This window comes from Mesorhizobium sp. WSM4814, assembly GCF_055811595.1.
This window is the reverse complement of record NZ_JBVVQT010000012.1, coordinates 146,175-167,083: the sequence shown is the minus strand read 5'-3', so window position 1 is coordinate 167,083 and position 20,909 is coordinate 146,175. Positions and strand designations below refer to the sequence as shown.

Annotated in this window: 19 protein-coding genes; 11 read left to right on the top strand and 8 right to left on the bottom strand. The window is 62.6% G+C overall.

What is annotated here, in order from left to right; all coding sequences use genetic code 11:
- On the bottom strand, positions 1–642 hold the full coding sequence (locus AC0L2V_RS19330; RefSeq protein ID WP_473520926.1) for a glucose-6-phosphate isomerase: 642 nt from the start codon (positions 640–642) through the stop codon (positions 1–3).
- A 105-nt stretch (positions 643–747) separates the two neighbouring features.
- Between AC0L2V_RS19330 and AC0L2V_RS19325 the strand changes: the two genes are divergently transcribed.
- From AC0L2V_RS19325 to AC0L2V_RS19300, 6 genes are all read left to right on the top strand, one after another.
- On the top strand, positions 748–1,521 hold the full coding sequence (locus tag AC0L2V_RS19325) for an orotidine 5'-phosphate decarboxylase / HUMPS family protein (protein WP_473520925.1): 774 nt from the start codon (positions 748–750) through the stop codon (positions 1,519–1,521).
- Positions 1,506–2,012, top strand: a complete 507-nt coding sequence (locus AC0L2V_RS19320) for an SIS domain-containing protein (RefSeq protein WP_473520924.1) — start codon at positions 1,506–1,508, stop codon at positions 2,010–2,012. The genes AC0L2V_RS19325 and AC0L2V_RS19320 overlap by 16 nt, the downstream gene beginning before the upstream one ends.
- Before the next feature lie 307 nt (positions 2,013–2,319).
- A complete protein-coding gene (locus AC0L2V_RS19315; RefSeq protein WP_473520923.1) occupies positions 2,320–3,792 on the top strand; it encodes an ABC transporter substrate-binding protein in 1,473 nt (490 codons plus the stop codon).
- A 74-nt stretch (positions 3,793–3,866) separates the two neighbouring features.
- Complete coding sequence (locus tag AC0L2V_RS19310) at positions 3,867–5,003, top strand: carbohydrate ABC transporter permease (RefSeq protein WP_473490764.1); 1,137 nt, start codon at positions 3,867–3,869, stop codon at positions 5,001–5,003.
- On the top strand, positions 5,000–6,046 hold the full coding sequence (locus tag AC0L2V_RS19305; protein ID WP_473520922.1) for a carbohydrate ABC transporter permease: 1,047 nt from the start codon (positions 5,000–5,002) through the stop codon (positions 6,044–6,046). The genes AC0L2V_RS19310 and AC0L2V_RS19305 overlap by 4 nt, the downstream gene beginning before the upstream one ends.
- Before the next feature lie 5 nt (positions 6,047–6,051).
- Positions 6,052–7,128: an ABC transporter ATP-binding protein gene (locus AC0L2V_RS19300; RefSeq protein WP_473520921.1), complete on the top strand. Its 1,077-nt coding sequence runs from the start codon at positions 6,052–6,054 to the stop codon at positions 7,126–7,128.
- A gap of 7 nt (positions 7,129–7,135) precedes the next feature.
- Here AC0L2V_RS19300 and AC0L2V_RS19295 read toward each other — a convergent pair whose 3' ends face one another.
- The 6 genes from AC0L2V_RS19295 to AC0L2V_RS19270 all read right to left on the bottom strand — a co-directional run bounded on the left by AC0L2V_RS19295 (position 7,136) and on the right by AC0L2V_RS19270 (position 14,318).
- Positions 7,136–8,644 (bottom strand): tripartite tricarboxylate transporter permease, encoded by a 1,509-nt coding sequence (locus AC0L2V_RS19295; RefSeq protein WP_473520920.1) that lies wholly within the window; start codon positions 8,642–8,644, stop codon positions 7,136–7,138.
- A gap of 10 nt (positions 8,645–8,654) precedes the next feature.
- Entirely contained in the window at positions 8,655–9,116 is a 462-nt protein-coding gene (locus AC0L2V_RS19290) for a tripartite tricarboxylate transporter TctB family protein (protein WP_023797766.1), read from the bottom strand.
- A 100-nt stretch (positions 9,117–9,216) separates the two neighbouring features.
- Positions 9,217–10,194: a tripartite tricarboxylate transporter substrate-binding protein gene (locus AC0L2V_RS19285; RefSeq protein WP_473520919.1), complete on the bottom strand. Its 978-nt coding sequence runs from the start codon at positions 10,192–10,194 to the stop codon at positions 9,217–9,219.
- A gap of 259 nt (positions 10,195–10,453) precedes the next feature.
- Positions 10,454–11,686, bottom strand: a complete 1,233-nt coding sequence (gene uxuA, locus AC0L2V_RS19280) for a mannonate dehydratase (RefSeq protein WP_473520918.1) — start codon at positions 11,684–11,686, stop codon at positions 10,454–10,456.
- Between the two features lie 70 nt (positions 11,687–11,756).
- Positions 11,757–12,863: a glycosyltransferase gene (locus AC0L2V_RS19275; protein WP_473520917.1), complete on the bottom strand. Its 1,107-nt coding sequence runs from the start codon at positions 12,861–12,863 to the stop codon at positions 11,757–11,759.
- Positions 12,864–12,872: 9 nt separating this feature from the next.
- Entirely contained in the window at positions 12,873–14,318 is a 1,446-nt protein-coding gene (locus AC0L2V_RS19270; RefSeq protein ID WP_473515554.1) for a GumC family protein, read from the bottom strand.
- Between AC0L2V_RS19270 and AC0L2V_RS19265 the strand changes: the two genes are divergently transcribed.
- Positions 14,317–14,613 (top strand): hypothetical protein, encoded by a 297-nt coding sequence (locus AC0L2V_RS19265; RefSeq protein WP_473520916.1) that lies wholly within the window; start codon positions 14,317–14,319, stop codon positions 14,611–14,613. The two genes, AC0L2V_RS19270 and AC0L2V_RS19265, sit on opposite strands and share 2 nt — an antisense overlap.
- Positions 14,610–15,917, top strand: a complete 1,308-nt coding sequence (locus AC0L2V_RS19260; protein ID WP_473520915.1) for a VpsF family polysaccharide biosynthesis protein — start codon at positions 14,610–14,612, stop codon at positions 15,915–15,917. The genes AC0L2V_RS19265 and AC0L2V_RS19260 overlap by 4 nt, the downstream gene beginning before the upstream one ends.
- A gap of 17 nt (positions 15,918–15,934) precedes the next feature.
- On the opposite strand, the gene AC0L2V_RS19255 is transcribed toward AC0L2V_RS19260, so the two are convergent.
- Positions 15,935–17,377, bottom strand: a complete 1,443-nt coding sequence (locus tag AC0L2V_RS19255; RefSeq protein ID WP_473513394.1) for a glucosamine inositolphosphorylceramide transferase family protein — start codon at positions 17,375–17,377, stop codon at positions 15,935–15,937.
- A 198-nt stretch (positions 17,378–17,575) separates the two neighbouring features.
- On the opposite strand from AC0L2V_RS19255, the gene wecB reads away from it, so the two are divergent.
- Genes wecB through AC0L2V_RS19240 form a run of 3 tightly spaced genes read left to right on the top strand, consistent with a single transcriptional unit; the run spans position 17,576 to position 20,854 of the window.
- A complete protein-coding gene (gene wecB / locus AC0L2V_RS19250; RefSeq protein ID WP_091596635.1) occupies positions 17,576–18,730 on the top strand; it encodes a non-hydrolyzing UDP-N-acetylglucosamine 2-epimerase in 1,155 nt (384 codons plus the stop codon).
- Positions 18,723–20,054 carry a UDP-N-acetyl-D-mannosamine dehydrogenase gene (gene wecC, locus AC0L2V_RS19245; RefSeq protein ID WP_473520914.1) on the top strand — a complete coding sequence of 444 codons (1,332 nt, stop codon included), beginning with the start codon at positions 18,723–18,725 and terminating at the stop codon, positions 20,052–20,054. The genes wecB and wecC overlap by 8 nt, the downstream gene beginning before the upstream one ends.
- The gene (locus AC0L2V_RS19240; RefSeq protein ID WP_473513391.1) at positions 20,051–20,854 is read left to right on the top strand and encodes a WecB/TagA/CpsF family glycosyltransferase; all 804 of its coding nucleotides are present in this window, start codon (positions 20,051–20,053) and stop codon (positions 20,852–20,854) included. The genes wecC and AC0L2V_RS19240 overlap by 4 nt, the downstream gene beginning before the upstream one ends.
- The last annotated feature ends 55 nt before the right edge of the window (positions 20,855–20,909 follow it).

Below are 20,909 nucleotides of genomic sequence, written 5' to 3'. Positions count from 1 at the left end.
TCATGCCGGCGCCGTGCCGGATTGTTGCCCATAGAGGGCAGAGATCAGCTTTGCGTCACGCGGTCGCCAATCCGGGTTGTCGACTTGCCTCCAGCCTCCATCGCCGGCGACCACGCGCGAGCGCATGCCTCCCGATCTCGCGATGATCTCGTAGTCCTGCCCTGAATCGGCGGGGTAGCAGAACAGCATCACCAGATCGCCTTCCCCGACATTGATCGAGCGGTGGATCCAGAACGGCGGAACATAACAGACGGTCTGGGCGTCGATCGGCAGGATGCGAACCTCGCCCTCCGGCGACTCCATCAGCATGAGACCGTGCCCTTTCTGGCCATAGTAGATCTCGGGCCGGTCGGCCTGCCTGTGGATGTGACCGCGCGTCATGAAATATTCATCGCCGACCTTGCCTGGCGCCATGTGCGTGACGCCGAAAATCAGGTCGCCCGACTGCTCGGTCGGTCGGAACTCGGAGACCTCGTAGACGATGCGCTCACCCCATGTCACGCGCATGGCTTCGAACGCCGCGGCGTCAGCATAGAGCCCGTCCAGATCGCGGAAGCGCTTCTGGTAGCTGCCGGTTGCATTTGCCATCGCACCAGTCGACAGGTCGACCTTGCATCCAATGGGCTCAAACAGTCTCGTCAAAGGACTACCTCATACTGCATTGCAGGTGGCGTCGGCGCTGATCTGGCCCGCACCTCCTGCTTTCGACGAGACCACTTGCTTTGCAGGGCACGATTTGCTCTCCCTGTGCAGACCAGCCTGGAGGTTGCTGGATTATGGCAGATTTCGACCACGAAGCACACGACAGTGGGTTGGGCGGCATGCCGCATCCGCTGTCTTAAGCAATCCGGGAGAGCCGCCTTGCTCCTCCAAGTCGCCTTCGACAAGCCTGAACACCTGGCCCTGCTCGCGCAGATGAAGGAATTTGCCGACATTATCGAGATCGGCACGCCATTGCTGAAACGCCTCGGCCTCTCGGCCATCACCACAGCGCGCGAGCTCTGCCCTGAAGTCATGGTGTTGGCTGATACCAAAACCGTCGACGCCGGCCGGTTCGAGGCTGATATGGTATTCGGCGCCGGCGCCGGATTCATGACGGTGCTGTCGTGTGCTTCGTCCGCCACGCATGAGGCGGTCGGAAAACGTGCCGCCGCCTTCGGCGCGACGGTCGTCGTCGACACCATCACCGAGGCGGGCAAGGCAGAATTGCTTCCCTTGAATGCTGTCTTCCCCGAAAGCTTCGGCTACGTCGCGGTCCACTCGCCAACCGATGCGCGACTGGCCGGCAACATTTCCACGTCACATATCGACGCCGTCAGAAAGATGCATGATCGTGGCTTTCTGGTTTCGCTCGCCGGCGGGATCGGCCCCGATACGCTGCAAGCGGTGATCGCAGTCGAGCCCGAAATCCTCGTGGTTGGCAGCGCCATCACGGAATCCGCAAACCCGAAAGAGGTAGCCCGATGGATTCGCGACAGATTGCCCAATCCAGGCCGTGGCTGGCCGTGGGACAGGAGATAGCCGACCTTCTCGGCCGGATCGACGCCAACGCCTTTGCAAGGCTGGTGCAGGCGTTCGATGACCCTGATCAGCGATGGTTCTTTGCCGGGCAGGGACGCTCCGGTCTTGTCGCGCAGATGGGTGCGATGCGCTTCATGCATCTTGGCCGAACGGTGCATTTCGTCGGTGAGGCATCGGCGCCATCGATCCGCAGGGGCGATGCGCTGCTGATCATCTCCGGCTCCGGGGAAACGCCGGTCAGTACAGGCTTTGCCCGCATCGCCAAGGCGGAGGGCGCCAAGGTCGTTACGCTGACGCATCAGCCGGCCGGGACCCTGGCCGGCATTGCCGATGTCACGCTGCATGTCCCTGTGGAGAAATCGAAACAGTTTGGCGGTAGCCTGTTCGAGCAATCCTGCCTCATCCTGCTCGACAGCATTGTGCTCTTCATGGCCCAGCAGATACAAAACGCGCACAGACTGATGTTGCACCGCCACACCAACTTGCAGTGACCATGCCGACGGTGGTGAGCATCGGTCACGGGGATTGTCGATGCGGTGGAATATTCCCCAGGCAAGATCGAGCGGTTTTCTGGCGACTCCGCGCTAAAACCGCTGCGCGTTTTTGGGCGACATGCATTAGCCGGGAAGCCCGCGGGGCAGCTCACCTTCCGTCGCGGCAAGGCACTGGACTCGCTGCGCGATGCCGATATTGTGCTTGGCAAGCGTTGGTGCCGTGCTCTGGCGACGGCAACCGACGGGGAGATACCGGCGGCTTGGTTCGCAGGAACATGTCCCGGTCAACACGGGAGGAAGTCTGATGAGAATTGGGGTCTTTCTGGCCGGCTTTTCGGCTTTTGCCGCGCTGGTTGGCGCGCCTGCCTTTGCCCAGGACAAGCCGTTTGCGGGGGTTACCGTGAACGTCATTACGCAGACCGGTGCGATTCAGGAGCCGCTGCAGCGGCGCGCGCCCGAGTTCGAAGCGCTCACCGGCGCCAAGATCAATGTCATCGCGGTGCCCTTCTCGGATCTCTATCAGAAGATTCTCACCGACTGGGCGAGCGGCACCAACTCGGTCGACGCCGGCGTGTTCGCCCCGCAATGGATGGTCGACTACATTGCCGGCGGCTACCTCGAGGACCTGACGCCGCGGGTCGAGGCCGACAAGGACATCCAGCAGGACGATGTGGGCGCGTTCTTCCGGGACTTCTCCGAGAAGTACAGCGGCAAGACCTACATGATCACGCTCGATGGCGACTTCCACATGATGTACTACCGCAAGGACGTGCTCGAAGCGGCCGGCCTGGCGGTGCCGAAAACCTGGGACGAGTATCTCGAGGTCGCCAAGGCCACGCATGGCAAGGACATGAGCGGCGATGGCACGCCGGATTTCGGCTCCTGCATCGCCAAGAAGCGCAACGCGCAGAGCTATTGGTTCGTCACCGATGTGGTCGGCTCGATGACCCAGTCCAAGGGAACCAGCCAGGGCACCTTCTTCAACACCAAGGACATGACGCCGCTCGTCAACAACGACGCCTTCCGCAAGGCGCTCGACTTCCTGTCTGAATCGACCAAGTACGGCCCGCCGGACGAGCTGAACCTCGACGTCAGCGATACAAGGCCGCTCTTCGCTTCCGGTCGCTGCGCGCTGAACCTCGACTGGGGTGATGTGGGTACGATCTCGATCGATCCGAAGCAGTCCAAGGTGATGGGCAAATGGGGCGCGGCGATCATGCCCGGATCCAAGGAGGTCCTGAACTGGGACACCGGCAAGCTAGAGGCCTGCACGGCAGAAAACTGCCCGCACGCGATCGACGGCGTGAACCATGCGCCATTCGCCGCCTTTGGCGGCTGGGGCGGCGGCATCAACGCGGCGGCCGATCCGAAGGTGAAGGACGCCGCCTATGCCTACTTCTCGTTCATGACGCAGCCGGCACAGTCGAATGCCGACGTCACCGTCGGCGGCACCGGCTTCAACCCGTACCGCACCTCGCAGCTCGGCTACAGCGACCTTTGGAAGAAGGCCGGCATGAGCGAGGAGGAGGCCAAAGTCTACCTGGGCGCGATCAACGACAGCATGAGCAGCCCGAACATGATCCTCGACCTGCGCATCCCACAAAATCAGAAATACCAGCAGGTCGTGCTCGACGAAGCGGTCTCGCGCTTCCTCGCCGGCGAAATCGACAAGGAAGCGACCGTCGCGGCGGTCGAGGAAGGCTGGAATGAGCTGAACGAAGAGGTTGGCAAAGACCAGCAGCTCGAACTTTACAAGGCGACCATCGGCGCCAAATAGGCAGCCAAGCAAACGACCCGGCGTGGCATCGGTCCGCGCCGGGCCTGATGCCTGCCCCACTTTCTCAGGGTATGATGACCGCAACCGACACGATGCCAGACGCTGCCGACCGCCGCAGCTGGGCCGAATGGCTGGACGGTCACTCAGGCCGGATCATGGTGCTGCCAGCCGTCGTCGTGCTTCTCTGCTTCGCGATTTTTCCGCTCATCATCTCGGCCTATCTCGCGCTTTCGCGCTTTGCGCTCGCGTCGGGCGGATTCACGCTGAAATTCATCGGACTTTTGAACTTCCGCAAGCTGCTAGTCGGCTCGCAGCAGTATCACCTGCTCGGTAAGTTTGGCACGTTCGGCTTTGTCCAATTCGCTTTGCTGGCCTTGATCGCGGCAGGGCTGTTTTTCCTCCTCGCCCGCTACTTGTTGCGTGGCAGGCCGACCGTCGTCGGCACTGTTGGTCGGCTTCTGGCGACCTCGATGGCGATGGGCCTGGCGGTTCTTGCGCTGGCCACCATGGCGCCGGGCGGCGTGCCGGGGACTGTCGTCAACACGCTTCTCTACGTGTTCGTCGGCGTGTCCGTGCAGTTCGCACTGGGGCTCGGCCTCGCGCTGCTGTGCGGCCAACCGATCCGTGGCCGGAATTTCTTTCGCGTCCTCTTCTTCATCCCGCTGATGGTAACCCCGGTCGGCATCGCCTACACGTTCCGAATGCTCGCCGACATGCAGAAGGGGCCTTTCGCCCCGCTCGTGCGCGCTTTCGGCATCAGCGAGTGGTCGTGGGCGACAGAGGCCTGGTCGGCGCGCCTGATGGTGTTGGTCGGCGACACCTGGCAGTGGACGCCGTTCATGTTCATCGTGCTGCTGGCGGCCATTGAGAACCAGCCGCGCGATCAGGTCGAGGCAGCGCGGCTCGACGGCGCCAACGGTTTCCAGATTTTTCGCGACATTACCTGGCCAGCGATCGCGCCGATTGCCGCTACCGTCGTGCTGATCCGGCTCATCGAGGCTTTCAAGATCATCGACCTGCCGAACGTGCTCACCGGCGGCGGTCCCGGCCTGGCGACGGAATCGATGACGCTCCATTCCTTCATTTCCTGGCGCACCCAGGATCTCGGCGGCTCGGCCGCTATCGGCTACATGCTGCTCTTCATCTCGACCATCGTATGCGTCTCGTTCTTCAACTTCGTGGTCCGGCCGGCGCGCCGGTTCGAAGCATGAGCACCGAGCCGCGCTCGCTGGCGCGCCGGCTGTTCGAGCCGGCCTCGATCGACAGCCAGGCGCCGGTCGCCAGGGTGGTGACCTATGTGCTGCTGTTCCTGTGGACGCTGGTTGTGGTGATTCCTCTCTACTGGGTGTTCATCACGTCCTTCAAGGGGCCTGGCGAGGTCGACAACGGGCCGTTCTATCTCCCGTTCATCGACTTTGCTCCCTCGCTTCAGGCATGGGACTTCATGCTCGTGCAGAATTATACGCTGCGCCCTTACATGAATTCGGTCGTTGTCGCCGTCGCCAGCACGCTGCTCGCAGTCCTGATCGGCTCGCTGGCAGCCTACGCGCTCGTGCGTATCCGCTTCCAGGTGAAACTCGCCGCCGTTGCAATCTTTCTGATCCTGCTCACCGCAATCATCGTGGCGGTGGCCACTTTCGGCGTGCGGTGGGAGATCGCCATTGTCGTGGCGGCAGCCCTCTTCGTCATTGCGCTGTTCACGCTCGCTGGACGCACGAAGCTTGCGGTCGGCAACAGCGACATTGAGTTCTGGATCATCTCGAACCGCATCATGCCGCCGATCGTCGCCGTATTGCCGATCTACGTGATGTTCCAGCAGATGCGCCTGCTTGACACGCAGGTGGCGCTGATCGCCACCTACACCGCCATCAACCTGCCGATCGTGGTGTGGCTGACGCGCGATTTCTTCGCCGGCATCCCGCTCGACCTCGAGGAGAGCGCACAAATAGACGGCGCCTCCAAGTTCCGCGTTTTCTTCACCATCGCGCTGCCGCTGGTGCGGTCCGGCCTGGTCGCGACCTTCCTGCTGGTGCTGATCCTTGCCTGGAACGAGTATCTGCTGGCCCTCTTCCTCTCCAATGCCGATGCGCAGACCATGCCGGTGCTGGTATCGGCACAGAACACGACCCGCGGGCCGCAATGGTGGAACATGTCGGTGTTGATCACCGTGATGATCGCCCCCGTGATCATCATCTCCAGCATCCTGCAGAAGCACATCGCGCGCGGGCTGCTGGTCGGCGCAGTGAAGGGCTAGTCAATATGCGGGTCACCCTGTCCGATATCTACAAGTCCTTCGGCGCGGTCGAGGTGGTCAAAGGGCTCGACCTGGAGATCGAGGACGGCGAGTTCCTGGTGCTGCTCGGCCCTTCAGGCTGCGGCAAGACGACAGCGCTGCGCATGGTGGCCGGGCTTGAATCGGTGAGTTCCGGCCGCGTCCTCATCGGCGACCGCGACGTCACCCACGTGCTGCCCAAATATCGCGACGTGGCGATGGTGTTCCAGTCCTACGCGCTCTATCCGCACATGACGGTTGCGGAGAACATCGCATATCCGCTGAAGCTTCGTGGCGTGCCGCGCACTGAGCGCGACGCCGCCGTGCGCAGCGCCGCCGTCAAGGTGCATCTCGAGGAGTTCCTCGACCGCTATCCACGGCAGCTTTCCGGCGGTCAGCGGCAACGCATCGCGCTCGCCCGCGCCATGGTGCGGCGGCCGAGCGTGTTCCTGATGGACGAGCCGCTCTCCAATCTCGACGCCAAGCTGCGCGGCCACATGCGCTCGGAACTGAAACGCTTGCAGGCCGATCTGGGCGTGACGACGATCTACGTCACTCACGATCAGATCGAGGCCATGACCCTGGCTCACCGCGTTGCCATCATGAACCGCGGCGTCGTGCAGCAGATCGCGACGCCCCGTCAGATCTACGACGATCCGGCGAACCTGTTCGTCGCCGGCTTCATCGGCTCGCCGCCGATGAATTTTCTCCACGGCGAGCTGGTCGAGGGTAGCTTCGCCTGCGCGGAAGGGCGATTTGCGACCAGCGTTGCCGAAAGCCGGAAAAAGGTCACTGCCGGCCTCCGGCCCGAAGATTGCCGGGTCACGGCGCCATCGGAGGGCAAGATTGCGGCGCGGGTCTATGCCGTGGAACTGATCGGCGATCATACCTTGATCACCTGCCAGTTCGGTGGGGCCACCGTAACCGTCAAGGCCGATAAATTGGCGCACTACGACATGGATGAGCCGATCGGCATCACCTTCCAGGATACCGCCGTCTTTCTGTTCGATGCGGAAACCGGAGCCCGCATCGGCGGCCGCGCCGGTAGACAGGCGGCCGCGTGACTTTTCGCTAATTCTCCTCCACGAACACCTCTTCGCGCTTCTTCTTGACCGCCGGCAGGAAGACGATGACGAGCACGGCGAAGGCGATGAACAGCAGGCCGGCGCTGATCGGCCTCGTCACGAAGGTGGTCGGGTCGCCGCGCGCGAGAATCATGGCGCGGCGCAGGTTTTCCTCGAGCAGCGGGCCGAGCACGAAGCCGAGCAGCAGCGGCGCCGGTTCGCAGCGCAGCTTGGTCAGGAGATAGCCGAGCAAGCCGAAGAAGGCGACGGCGTAGAGATCGTAGATGTTGGTGTTGACGCTGTAAACGCCGATCGAGCAGAACGCCATGATGATCGGGAAGAGCACGTAGTAGGGGATCGTCAGGAGTTTCACCCAAAGCCCGATCAGCGGCAGGTTCAAGATGATCAGCATCAGATTGCCGATCCACATCGAGGCGATGATGCCCCAAAACAGCGCCGGCTGTTCGATCGCGACATTGGGGCCGGGCACGATGCCCTGGATGATCATCGCGCCGATCATCAGCGCCATGACCGGGTTGGCCGGAATGCCGAGCGTCAGCATCGGGATGAAGGAGGTCTGCGCACCGGCATTGTTGGCCGATTCCGGTCCGGCGACGCCTTCGATGGCGCCCTTGCCGAATTCCCCGGGGTTTTTCGAGATGCGTTTTTCGACCGTGTAGGAGGCAAAGGCCGCAAGGATCGCGCCGCCTCCCGGCAGGATGCCGAGCGCCGAACCGATGACGGTTCCGCGCACGATCGGCGCCGCCATGCGGCGAAAGTCGTCGCGGGTCGGCATCAGGCCGGAGACGCTTCGGATCATCACCGAGCGCTCGTGCTCGTTTTCGAGGTTGCGCAGGATCTCGGCGACGCCGAAGACGCCGACCGCCACCGCGACGAAATTCAGCCCGTCGGCATATTCGCGGATGCCGAGCGTGAAGCGCGGCGTGCCGGTGTAGATGTCGGTGCCGACGATGCCGAGCAGCAGGCCAAGCACGACCATCGCCAGCGCCTTGACGATCGAGCCGTGGGCGAGCGCGACGGACGAGACGAGGCCGACGATCATCAGCGAAAAATACTCGGCCGCGCCGAATTCCAGCGCGATCGCCGTCAGCGGCGGGGCAAAGACGGCGACGAGGAAGGTCGACACCGTGCCGGCGAAGAACGAGCCTATCGCTGCGATGGCGAGTGCCGCCCCGGCGCGGCCGTTCTTGGCCATCTGGTAGCCGTCGATGGCGGTGACGGCCGACGAGGATTCGCCGGGCATGTTGATGAGGATGGCGGTGGTCGAGCCGCCATATTGCGCGCCGTAATAGATGCCGGCGAGCATGATAAGGGAGGAAACCGGGTCGCCGATCTGGAAGGTGATCGGCAACAGCATGGCGATGGTGGCGGTGGCGCCGATACCGGGCAAAACGCCGATCAGTGTGCCGAGAAGGACGCCGATCAGGCAGAAACCGAGATTTGCCAGCGACGAGGCCGTCGAAAAACCGAGCGCGAGGTTGTCGAGGAGTTCCATGTTCATCTCCTCAAAACTGCAGCCACGGGCCGAAGCGCCGGAACGGCAGGCCGAGCGCATAGCTGAAGACGAGGAACGCAAACAGCGTCAGGCCGGCGGAGAGCACGAGCGCGGTCAGCGGCCTCATGCGACCGCTGGCAAAGGATGCGATCAGCGCCGTCAGGAAGATCGAGGGGAGGAAGCCGAGGCCGCGCACGGTCAGGCCGAAGAAGATCGGGGCAGGCAGGATGAACAGCATGCCGCGCCAGGCTACATGGCCGATCGGCTCGCTCTCGAAGCGCACCGCTTCGACGAGGATGACGGCGCCAAGCAGGATCAAAACGATTGCCAGGACCAGCGGGAAATAGCCCGGTCCCATGCGGAAGGCGGTGCCGATTTCGAGGTCGAGCGACTGCAGCGCGAAAAATCCGCCGAGGAAGATGAACAGCGCGGCGCATATGCCGTTGGTCGTGTCGATTGTGAAGGGTTTCATGACGTCCTCCCAGGCCCGCGCCGCGGGCGCGCCAATGCCGGTGTGAAAATGGGGCCGGTGTGAAAAAAACGGGGCGCTGGTGGGCGCCCCGTTCAAAATCTCAGTCGGCGTACTGGCCGGCGGCTTCGATGATCGGCTTCCAGCGCGCGATCTCGCCCTCCAGCTTGGCCTTCAGCGCGGCCGGCGTTGCATCAGCTTCAGGCGATGGCTTGGTACCGAGCTCGGCGAAGCGGGCGACGACATTCGGGTCCTTCAGCGCGACCTGAAGCGACTTCGACAGGCGTTCGGTGACCTCGGCCGGCGTGCCCTTGGGCGCGTAGAGGCCGTGCCAGATGCCGACCTGCACCTCCGGGAGACCGGCTTCCGTAGTCGTCGGGACGTCCGGCAGAACATCGAGACGTTCAGCCGAGGTGACGGCGTAAACCTTGATCGTGCCGCCCTGGATCTGCTTGGTGGTGTTGGTCGACTGATCGCACATGATGTCGACCTGGCCGCCGAGAAGATCGGTCATGGCCGGCCCGGTGCCCTTGTAGGGCACGGTGACCAGCGGCGTGCCGATCGCGCTCATGAACAGCATGCCGCACAGATGCGAGGCCGCGCCGATGCCGGCATTGGCGACGGTGACGGTATCCTTGTTGGCCTTGGCGTAGTCGACCAGTCCCTTCAGGTCGGTCGGCTCGAGGTCCTTGCGGCCGACGATGGTCATCGGCACCTCGGTGACGAGGCCGACATATTCGAAGCTGTTCAACGTGTCGTATGCGAGCTTTCGGTACAGCGTGGCGCTGGTTGCCATGCCGATATGATGGAGCAGCAGCGTATAGCCGTCGGCCTCGGCCTGCGCGACGCGCCCGGCGCCCAGCGTGCCGCCCGCGCCGCCGACATTCTCGGTGATGATCTGCTGGCCGAGATCCTTCGACATGGCTTCCGCGACGAGGCGCGTGACCGTGTCGGTCGGGCCGCCGGCCGAAAACGGCACCACCACGGTGATGGTGCGTTCGGGATAGGTTTGCGCGCCCGCGGCGAACGAATAGAGCGTGACGGCGGCGGCGGCGGCCAGAGCGGCGGCGAATCTTCTCATCTCAATTTCCTCCCAGGATATGAATTCCCAACCGCCTCCAGGAGTTCTTCTCAACACCGGCTGCGGGTGGACCAATAACTAGCGTAACCTAGCGGATTGCAATCGGACTCAAGCCGCATGGTGTTATTATACACAAGTCCGCGCAAATGGGTGAAAAGGTGCCGTCAGGCCGGAGGCGGACTGCCGGACGCCCAGCGGTCGAAGATGGCATGTTTAACGAGCACAGGTCGCGGACCGGCCTGTGGCATTTCCCTCTGGATTATGCGGTGTAAGTGGAGATCGGCTCTCCTGATGTCGACCTGCGAATGGCATGTTCGACGCCGCGGAGCTCGGCCAATCCCTTGAGCCGACCGATGGCCGGATAGCCGGGCTGCGCCCCGCGCGTCAGGTCATCGAGGATATCCTGGCCGTGGTCGGGGCGCATCGGGATGATGGCGTCCTGGCGTCCTTCCACTTTGCGCCGCACTTCCTCGCGAAGCAGCGCCGCCACCACCGCCACCATGTCGGTGTCGCCGGCAAGGTGCTCGTCCTCGTGGAACGAGCAGGGGGTGCCGGCCGCTTCCTTGCGCACATTGCGCAGATGGGCGAAATGGATTTTTGGCCCCATCCGCTCGATCATGCCGGGCAGATCATTATCGGGTCTTGCGCCGAGCGATCCGGTGCACAGCGTCGCGCCGTTGGCCGGGCTGTCGACTGCGTCCAGAACGTAGCTGTAGTCGGCCTCAGTCGACATGATGCGCGGCAGGCCGAGCAGCGGAAACGGCGGATCATCGGGGTGGCAGCAGAGTCGCAGGCCGAGGCGTTCGGCCGTGGGCACGACCTCCGCCAGGAAATCGACGAAATGCCGGCGCAGGGTTGTTGCGTCGATGCGGTCATAGTTTGACAGTTGAGCCGCGAGCCCGTCGAGAGACGTGTCTTCGGTCGAGCCGGGCAGGCCGGAATTGACGCTTTTTGCCAGAACCTTGCGTGCATGGTCATCCATTTGCGCATATCGGCGCTCCGCCTCGGCGGCGATCTCCGGTGTGTAGTCGCCGAGCGCCGCCTGGCGTTTCAGGATATGGATGTCGAATGCGGCGAAGTCGATCAGATCGAAGCGCATGGTGGTGCCGCCATGCGGCAGGCGCCAGGCAAGATCGGTGCGGGTCCAATCGAGCACGGGCATGAAATTGTAGCAGATGACCGAAATGCCGGCTCGCGCCAGGTTTTCCAGCGATGTCCTGTAGTTGGCTAGATGGCTGCGCCATTCGCCGACCTGCGTCTTGATCGCTTCGGAAACCGGCAGGCTTTCGACAATCTCCCAGCTCAGTTCGCTTGCGCTTCCATCCGGCAAGGATGCGACTTCGCGCTGACGCCTTTCGATTTCGGCGGGCAGCCAGACGGCGCCGTGAGGAACGTGGTGAAGGGCCGTGACGATGCCTTGCGCCCCGGCTTGACGCGCGTCCGCGATGGTCACCTTGTCGACCGGGCCGAACCAACGCCACACATGTCTCATTCAAGCACTCCGTTAAAAACCGCTGCGCACCCTCGGGTCAGGCCCGGGGCATGCTTTTGGGCGACATGCATTAGAGCAGTGCTTCGTACAGATCGCCGATCTTTTCAACTTCGAAATCCGCTGCCCTGCTTTTCAGGGTGGTGGCAGAAGTGGGGTTGTCCAGCATATCAGCAATCGCCTTTGCCATAGCCGCGGCATTGCCGACCGGCACCAGGGCGCCGAAACGACCGTCACCGAGAATCTCGCGCGGGCCATGTGGCGCATCTGTGGAGACTACCGGGACTCCCGCAGCCATGGCCTCGACCAGCACATTGCCAAAGCCTTCGCTCGTCGAGGAAAGCACGAACAGATCGGCTGCGGCATAACAGGCGGCTGGGTCGTTGACGTAGCCAGCAAAGAGCACGTCCGCGCCGATACCGGTTTCCTCGGCATAGGCGCGCAACTCGGCAGCCAGCGGACCTTCGCCGAAGATGACAAGTCGAGCGCGGCGGCCGGCGCGCAGGATAGCGAAAGCCCGCAGCAGGGTCCGATGGTCCTTGACCGGCACCAGGCGCCCGGCGGTGGCGATGACCGGGCCATCGCTCATCGTCGCCAGCTGTGCCTGCCATGCACGGGAATCTTGTTCGAGCGTCGCAACCGGCGGCAGCGGATTGTTGATGACGACAATTTTGGATTTGGGAAAGCCGCGGGCCGCAATGTCGCGGCCGACACCCGCTGAGACGGCGATGGCTTTGGTTGCGCGCGCTGCAACCAGCGCGGAAAGCCAGACCGCTATTCTCGCGCCGAGACTGCTGGAAGGCAGTGAGGCGGCTGCGTGGAAGCTTGGAAAGAACCGCGCCCGGCTTCGCGCCAGGAGAAGCGCCAGCGCCACGACCAGATTGGCAAATTCCGGGGCGCTGTAGACCGCATGCGGAGCAAGGCGGCTGAACAAACCTGCGCTTCGCACGATGCCTTTCAGCGTCTCCCACTTGCCGTAACCCTCGCCCCGGATGGGAAGGTCGAAATCGACCAGATGCACGGCGGGGGAGCGCAGCGCGGCGTTGGGTCCTTGCGCGTTCCAGGTAAAAAGGGTGACATCGTGCCCACGCGATGCCAATTCGTTTGCCATGAGGACGAAGACACGCTCGGCGCCGCCGCCCCTGAGACTGGCGATGTGAAAGACAATGCGCTTCGCCATGCCTGGATTTCAGGCTCGGCTGACGCCGATGCCTGATCGGTTCGGCGGCTGGCGCATGTCGCGAACGATACCCATGGCAATGGCCAGCAGCATGCCCAGAGCAAAGCCGGCGAAAGCTCCCAGGCCTGCCGTCACAGGGGTGCGGGGCGGCCACGAGCGCCCCGGTGGCGGCACCGCGGTGGAAATCACCTGCACATTTGTGGTGTCGATCTGCTCGCGCTCGGTGATTTGGCGCGCGCGAGACAGGAAGCTTTCATAAACCGCCCTTCTCGAGGCGGCGTCGCGTTCAAGCTCACGCAGGGCGACCTGGGACTCGCTGTCGGTGAAAACGTTGTTCTTCAGATCGTTCATCCTGGCGGTGAGAGAAGCCAACGAGGCGTTGGCCTTGTCCAGGTTGGCTTTTGCCGTGCCGACCGTGCGCGAGAACTCCGCCCTGAGTTGAGAACTGACGGTTTCGAATTCTGTCCTGAGCCGGACGATCGTCGGGTGGCGCGGACCATAGGTCATGGACTGAGAATCGATCTGCTGCCGCAAGCCATTCGCCTTGTCGCGCAACACTGAGAGTGCTGCCGAAACCGCGGGGTCAGGATTGGCCCCATTGACACCGGAAGCAACCAAGGCGTCGTAACTTGCCTGCGCCGCGATGACGCGCGATTGCGCCTCGCCAATTTCGCTATTGAGCTGCGTCATCGTCTGCGAACTGACAAGCTGGCCATTGCTGGCCGACAAATTGTGGCTGCGCCTGTAGCTCTCGACCTTCTCTTCGGCTGCCTGCACGTCGCGCTTGAGTTGGCCGAGCCGGCCCTCAAGAGCAGCTGCGGCACGGCCGGCGCCAGCAGCTTCGGACTTGGCCAGTTCTTCCTGGAAAGCCTTCACCATGGCTTGCGAGATCAGGATCGCCTTGCCGGTGGTTTCTGCCGATACCGCAAGGGTTGTGACGAACGAGGTTTCATCTGCAGCGACGCTGACCCGCTGCGCCAGGCTTTTCTGGGCGATAAGCTTCGGATCGGACTTGCCGCCACTCGCTGCAGCACCAGAGGTGGAAGCGGTCTGGTCCGGATCGAAAAACTCCGGATCATTGGCGAGACCGAGTTCGTCCACCACACGTGCAAGCACGTTGCCGGAGGTCAAGATGCGCTGCTTGCTGCGCGCGTTCAGTATTTGGCTGTCGACCTGGCCCGGTTGCGAGTAGACATCGTTTTCCACAACCTGCAAATTGGCAGGATTGATGAGGATTTCCGTCGTAACGGTATAACGCTGTTTGCTCAGCAACCCGTAGGCGGCGCCGATGACGCCGCCGGCTACTGCCAGCATCAATGCCCAGACGAGCCCGGCACGCAGCCAGACAAACAGGCGTCGAAAATCGAGCTCGAGGAAATCGCCGATCTTGTCGAGCGTCACCGTTGGGACAGGCTCGGGCGTGGGCGGAGTGACAGGGGCAGGGGGGCGTGCCATGACCGGAGCATCCTGTTGCAGCCTTGCCCTGCTGGCGCGCCGCGCATTGGCGATCCGCTCGAACGCGCTGACGTCGGAACCCGCTGCAGAGGGAGGGGTTGTGCCGGAAGCGGCGGACATGGTGCTAACTCTGGTTATTCGCTACGCGGACCAGCACTACAGAAAGATCGTTAACATGTCATTTTCCAAGTTGGCATATTTTGCCGAGTCACGCACCACGTCCGTTCAGCCGTCCCTTGAATGGATCTCGTTGGCCAGAATGGCGTTTGAATACCTTCACTTGGATCGGCCATGAGCTATCCCGCTGCCGTATCGGAACGATCCAGCCAGGCGCGCCGTCAGAACGCGCTGTCGCTGCTGTTTTTCCTGTGCGCTGCGTTGGCGTTCTTGCTCCGCTTCACGGTCTCACCGCAGATCATGAACATGGTCGTCGACTATACCGCCGACGGCGGTTCGTTCTACGAGAAACTGCATGTCGGCACCTATGCTATCTTCCTGCTGCTTCCTGTCGTCCTTTTCAGCCGACCGTTTCTGCTGCAAGGCGACGAAATTGGAATCTTCAAGGCTTTGCTGCTCTATTCTGCAGTGATTTTCGCGCTGGTGCCGTATCTGTTCATCACTGGCCGTGCCGGCTCCTCCGGGTTTATCATCGATACCTATCTGGTGGCGGGCGCCGCAGGCCTGTTGATGCTGGCCCTGAACGCGCAAGTGCGGCGTGCCTTGGGCGACCTCGTGCTTGGGATGGTGGTCCTCAGCGCTGTGATGGGCACGATCGAAGCGGTGACTCAACATCGATTTCTGCCCTACGGTCTCAACGAACTGCAGTTCAGGCCGATCGGCCTATCGGCGCACCCGCTGGCCCTGGGCGCGCTCTGCGCCACAGTCATCGGGTTCGTACCGCTGACGAACTGGCGCATATGGGTGCGGGTGCTGGCGATCTTCGTATTGCTCGTCGGCTGTGCTGCATCAGGCGCCCGGGCCGCCCTGTTGCTCGCTGCCGCAGAAACCCTCATCCTGCTGATGTTCGTGCCCTGGCCGCGCCTGTCGCTCAAGCATCAGCGGCAGGCCAAGTCTGTCGTGCTGCTGTTCGCCGTGGCGGGCGGCGCAGTGCTGGTGGCCCTACTGTTTTCGGGCGGGCTGCTGAACCGATTCGGCAACACGATCTTTGACGAAAACTTCATGGCGCGGGTGACGATCTACCAGGTATTCGGACTTGTCAGCTGGAAAGACATCCTGTTCGGCATGAACGTCGACGACCTGTTGGCAATCGTCAACGAGAAGTTGCATCTACCCTATATCGAGAGCGCGCCGGTGGTCATCATCATGCTGTTCGGCTTGCCGATAGCCGTGCTCTTCATCGGGCTGGTGTTCTGGTTCATTTTCCGGTTGCTGCGCGGGGCGCCGCTGCCGGCATGGATCGGCACCATGACGTTCCTGCTTGCTGCGCTGTCGAACAACGCGCTCTCGTCAAAATCGCCGGAGATCACCATTATCGTGGTGTTGCTGCTTGCCTATAGAAACGCCCCGTTTCGAAGCGGGCCGGCGAGCATACTGTCGGCCGCGGCGGCATCCGAGCCAAAACTGAATCGGCGTGGATAGCGCATGCTCCAGACGCGTCAGCCGGCGCTATCCACAACCTCGAGATTGCCTGCGCGGTTGAGCGTGTGAATGCCCGCGCGGCCCCATGCCGGCCCCGGGCCGATCGGGCGGGGCGGCGCAAAACCGACGTCGAAATCGTCAAGCCGGTCCAGACGCATCAACCCGAGACCGCCGCCGTAAGCTCTCGATCCGTTTTGCACCGGCAGCACCACGGCGCCACCGTGGTGGATAAAGGCGCCGCCGGGGCGAGCGGCCGAGTGATCGACGGCGATGGGATTGAGCGCGTGCGCAACCCACGGCCCGCGCAGCGAGGGTGCGGAATAGACCGCCATCGTGTCCGACGCGCTGCCATAACCGAACCGCTCCGTCCCCAACAGCCAGAAGCGGCCGTCCGATTCGAGCAGCGTGGCATCATTGAAATCCTTGTCCGTCAACAGCACTGTGTCGCGTACCCAGCGATCTGGAAATTGCGCGGCGCGGTAGAGCACAAGCTCGCGCGCCGCCGCACTTTCAGGAATCATGAAAATCTCGCCGGCCTGAGCGAACACCTGCGGATACGACAGGTGGTGCTTTTCCTCCAGCACCACCCTCGGCACGCCGAAGCTGCCGTCGTCACCCAGTTCGGCGACAGAAATCACGCCGCGACCCGTAGCGTAGGGAAATTCCTCGACAAACAGATAGTGGCGGCCATCCCGCTCGAGGACGAACGGATCGGCATAGAATCGCTGGCCATCGTCCGGCAGGACGGTGAACGGCTTACCGTCGAGCCGCCCGGTTTCGGCGACACCTGGCCCGTCGATCAGCCGATAGGCAACCTGCCAATAGAAGGGACGCCGTCCAAGCCTGAGTTTTTGCACGGCGCGATCGACCAACCCCTTGCAGAAAAAAGGCAGATAGTGTCGGACAAATCTGCCGTTCCTCAGCATCGGCGCCGGGCTATCGGCTATCGGCGCAAGTTCGCCCGCGGCAACACGGGCGACGCTTTGCGCGACCAGCGAGATGGCCCCAGCGAGCAGGTCGTTGCAGCTGCGAGACAGCCAGAGCCGGTCGCCGAGCATCGGTCGGCCCCGGGCAACTGTGACGCCGTCGAGGCGAACGGCAAGTTCGGGCAATCGCCCGCTCGCCAGCATCTCGGCCACACCGGCGGGGAACGTGCTGCGGCCGCAAAATTCGAGCGTCAGAACCGGCGCGTCACGTCGTGCGGCAGTGCCGGTGAGATCGATTATGAGGTCGGCCGGACCAGAACCGCCAGACGGCAACGGCTCGGAGCGGCTTGCCAATGAGGGACCGAAGCGCCGGCTCTCGATCGCCAGCACAACATCCAGGCCGCGTGCAATCGGCGCAGGCGTCGGCGCGCGGCCGCTCGAAACCACGTGACCGGCTGCGCTCAACCGCACCAGAAGCGCATTTTCCCAGCGCCGAGATCCGACCGTGTGGCCGATAATTAAAACATTAGTCAATCGAATATATTCTTTTTCAAGACTACTCTGCCAGGATACCTATCGGTTCAGGCTTTCATAAGAGTTACCGGTGAGGACGTGGGCTTGGCTGTTAATCATATATTAAGATTTAAGGTCACGGAGGCGGCTTCTGCCGCTATTATAGCTCGTGGCGAATAATCGGCAGGTCGCGACGCCTTCTGGCGACCAGGATCAGCAATGAACATCCTTTCACATCCAAAACTGCCGTCCAGGCAAAAACTGCTGATCGTGTTCGGCACCAGGCCTGAGGCGCTCAAATGCTTTCCGGTGGTGCGTGCCGCGCTTGCCCATCCAGGTTTCATCACCGAGACATGCATCACCGGCCAGCATCGCGAGATGGTCGACCAGGTCATCGAACTGACCGGCCTGCCGGTCCATCATGATCTCAACATCATGCAGCCCGGCCAGACATTGTTCGACGTGACCTCGCGCGTGCTGCTGGGCATGGCCGAAGTGCTGGAGCAGGCGAAGCCTGATATCGTCCTCGTGCAAGGCGACACGACGACGGCGATGACTGCGGCTTTGGCTGCCTTCTACAAGCGCATCCCGGTCGCCCATATCGAGGCCGGATTGCGCAGCCACAATATCAACTCTCCGTTTCCAGAGGAACTGAACCGCAAGATTGCCGGCGATATCGCGACCTGGCATTTCGCGCCGACCATCCAGGCGCGCGACAATCTCATCGCCGAAGGAAAGGCTGCGAGCACCATCTTCGTGACCGGCAACACGGTGATAGACACGCTGTTGCATTTTTCCGGCGCGATCGACGCCGACAGTCTGATGAGCGCAAAACTCGCCGCCGGTTTCCCGTTCCTCGATCCGGCCAAGAAAATGGTGCTCGTCACCGGTCATCGTCGTGAGAATTTCGACGGCGGCATCCATCGTATCTGCACGGCGCTGAAGGGGCTGGCAATGCGCGAGGACGTGCAGATCGTCTATCCGGTCCATCCCAACCCCAATGTGCGCTCGGTGGTCAACGCAGAACTGGGCGGCGTGCCCAACATCCACCTGGTCGACCCGCAGGACTATCTGCCGTTCCTGTTCCTGCAGAAGCAGAGCTATCTGGTGCTGACCGATAGCGGCGGCGTGCAGGAAGAAGCGCCTTCGCTCGGCAAGCCGGTGCTGGTGATGCGTGAGAATACCGAACGGCCCGAGGGGATCGCGGCGGGCACCGCCCGTCTCGTCGGCACCGATATCCAAAAGATCCTGTTGAATGCCAACAGCCTGCTCGACGATCAGGCGGCCTATCGCGGCATGGCAGAACGACACAACCCATATGGCGATGGCCGGGCCAGTAACCGGATCGTTGAGGAACTGCTGCATCATGGCTGAGATCAAGACCGTTTCCGTTATCGGCATGGGCTATATCGGCCTTCCGACCTGTGCCATCTTCGCCAGTCGCGGGCTCGACGTCATTGGCGTCGACGTCAACGAAGCGGTGGTCGAGAAGGTCAATCGCGGCGAAATCCATATCGTCGAGCCGGACCTCGATGGTTTGATCCAGAAGGTCGTAGCCAACGGCAAGCTCAGGGCTTTCAGCACGCCGCAGCCAGCGGACGCCTTTGTCATCGCCGTGCCGACCCCGATGACCGAGGACCACAAGCCTGACGTGAGCTATGTGCTCGCGGCGGCACGAAGCATCGCCTCGGTGCTGAAGCGGGGAGATCTTGTGGTGCTGGAGTCGACATCGCCGGTCGGCACGACGCGCATCATGACCGGACTGCTTGCCGAGTTGCGGCCCGACCTCAAATTTCCTCTCGCGCATGGCGAACAGGCCGATGTCCTGGTCGCCTACTCGCCCGAGCGGGTGTTGCCGGGAAAGGTCCTTACCGAGCTGATCAACAACGATCGCTCGATCGGCGGCCTGTCGCGCAAGTCGGCCGAACGCACCGCCGCACTCTATTCGACCTTTGTTGCCGGCGACCTGTTCACGACCCAGGCCGAAAGCGCGGAACTGGTGAAGCTGACCGAGAACGCGTTCCGCGACGTCAACATCGCCTTTGCCAACGAGCTTGCGGCGGTGTGCCAGGATTTGTCGCTCAACGTCTGGGAGGTGATCGATCTCGCCAACCGGCACCCCCGCGTGAACATCCTGCAGCCGAGCCCTGGCGTCGGTGGCCACTGTATTGCCGTCGATCCGTATTTTATCATCGATGCCGCGCCCAATAGCACGCGGCTGATGGCTTCGGCGCGCCGGATCAATTCCGAGCGTCCCTTGTCGGTGGTCAGGGATATACAAGCCTTGCTCGACCCGTCCCGCAAGCAGACGATCGCTTGTCTTGGCCTCAGCTTCAAACCCAACATCGACGATATGCGCGAGAGCCCGGCTGTCGAGGTGGTGAAGCTTTTGTCGGATATCCCCAACCTGAGGATCATTGCGGCTGAACCCAACGCACACAGGCTGCCCCATGAGCTCGAGGGCAAGGGCATCGTCTTCACCGATGCGCTTTCCGCCATCGACCAGTGCGATATCGTCGTCCTGCTGGTCGACCATCGGCAGTTCAATCTGGTCGATCCCGAAGCGCTCAAGGACAAGAAGCTCATCGACACCAGGGGTTTGTGGACCTGGCGCAAGGCACGCAAGCCCGACGCCCGCATCGAAGGCAAGAAATCAGCGCTCGAGGCGCTTCCTGCAAGTGCAGAGGAAGCCGCATGAACGCGCACGACCCTGCATGGGCGCAGCATCGCCTGTTGGCATCGCGGCGCCGGGAATTCCTCGGCGCGCCGATCCATGCGCTGACCATGGCCGAGACGCTGGCCATCGCCGATGAGGCGATGACCCTGCGGCGGCCGCTGCATCATGTGGTGGTGAATGTCGCCAAGCTTGTGAACATGCGCAACAATAGCGAGTTGCGGGAGGATGTGGCGACGGCGGATGTGATCAACGTCGACGGCATCGGCGTGCTTTGGGGGGCGCGTCTTTGCGGCGTCGCGCTGCCGGAGCGGGTGGCGGGCGTCGACGTCATGATCAATCTGCTGAGCCTCTGCGCGAAGCGTGGCTTCAGGCCCTTCCTCCTGGGCGCCGAACAATCCGTTCTCGATGCCGTTGGAATGCGACTTGCCAGGGATTATCCGGGTCTCGTTGTCGCCGGCATGCGCAATGGCTATTTCAAGCCGGAAGACGAGGCCGGCATCGTCGAGGCGATCAACGCCTCGGGGGCCAACTGCCTGTTGGTGGCGATGCCGACGCCGCGCAAGGAGCGCTTTATCAAGCGCTATCGTGACGAACTCACCCCGAGTTTCGTCATGGGCGTGGGCGGCAGTTTCGATGTCTATGGCGGCAAGGTTGCGCGGGCGCCAAAACTGGTTCAAGCGGCCGGTCTGGAGTGGTTGTTTCGCGTGGCACAGGAGCCGCGACGCTTGTGGCGCCGCTACTATGACACCAACACCGCCTACGCGGCGCTGCTGTGCCGGGAGTTATGGGGCCGTCGGGGACGCCGGAAGGTCGATCCATAAATAGCTTTACCAGCCGACGACCCTGGGCTGCTGCATCAGTCCGAAGTCGGAGCCG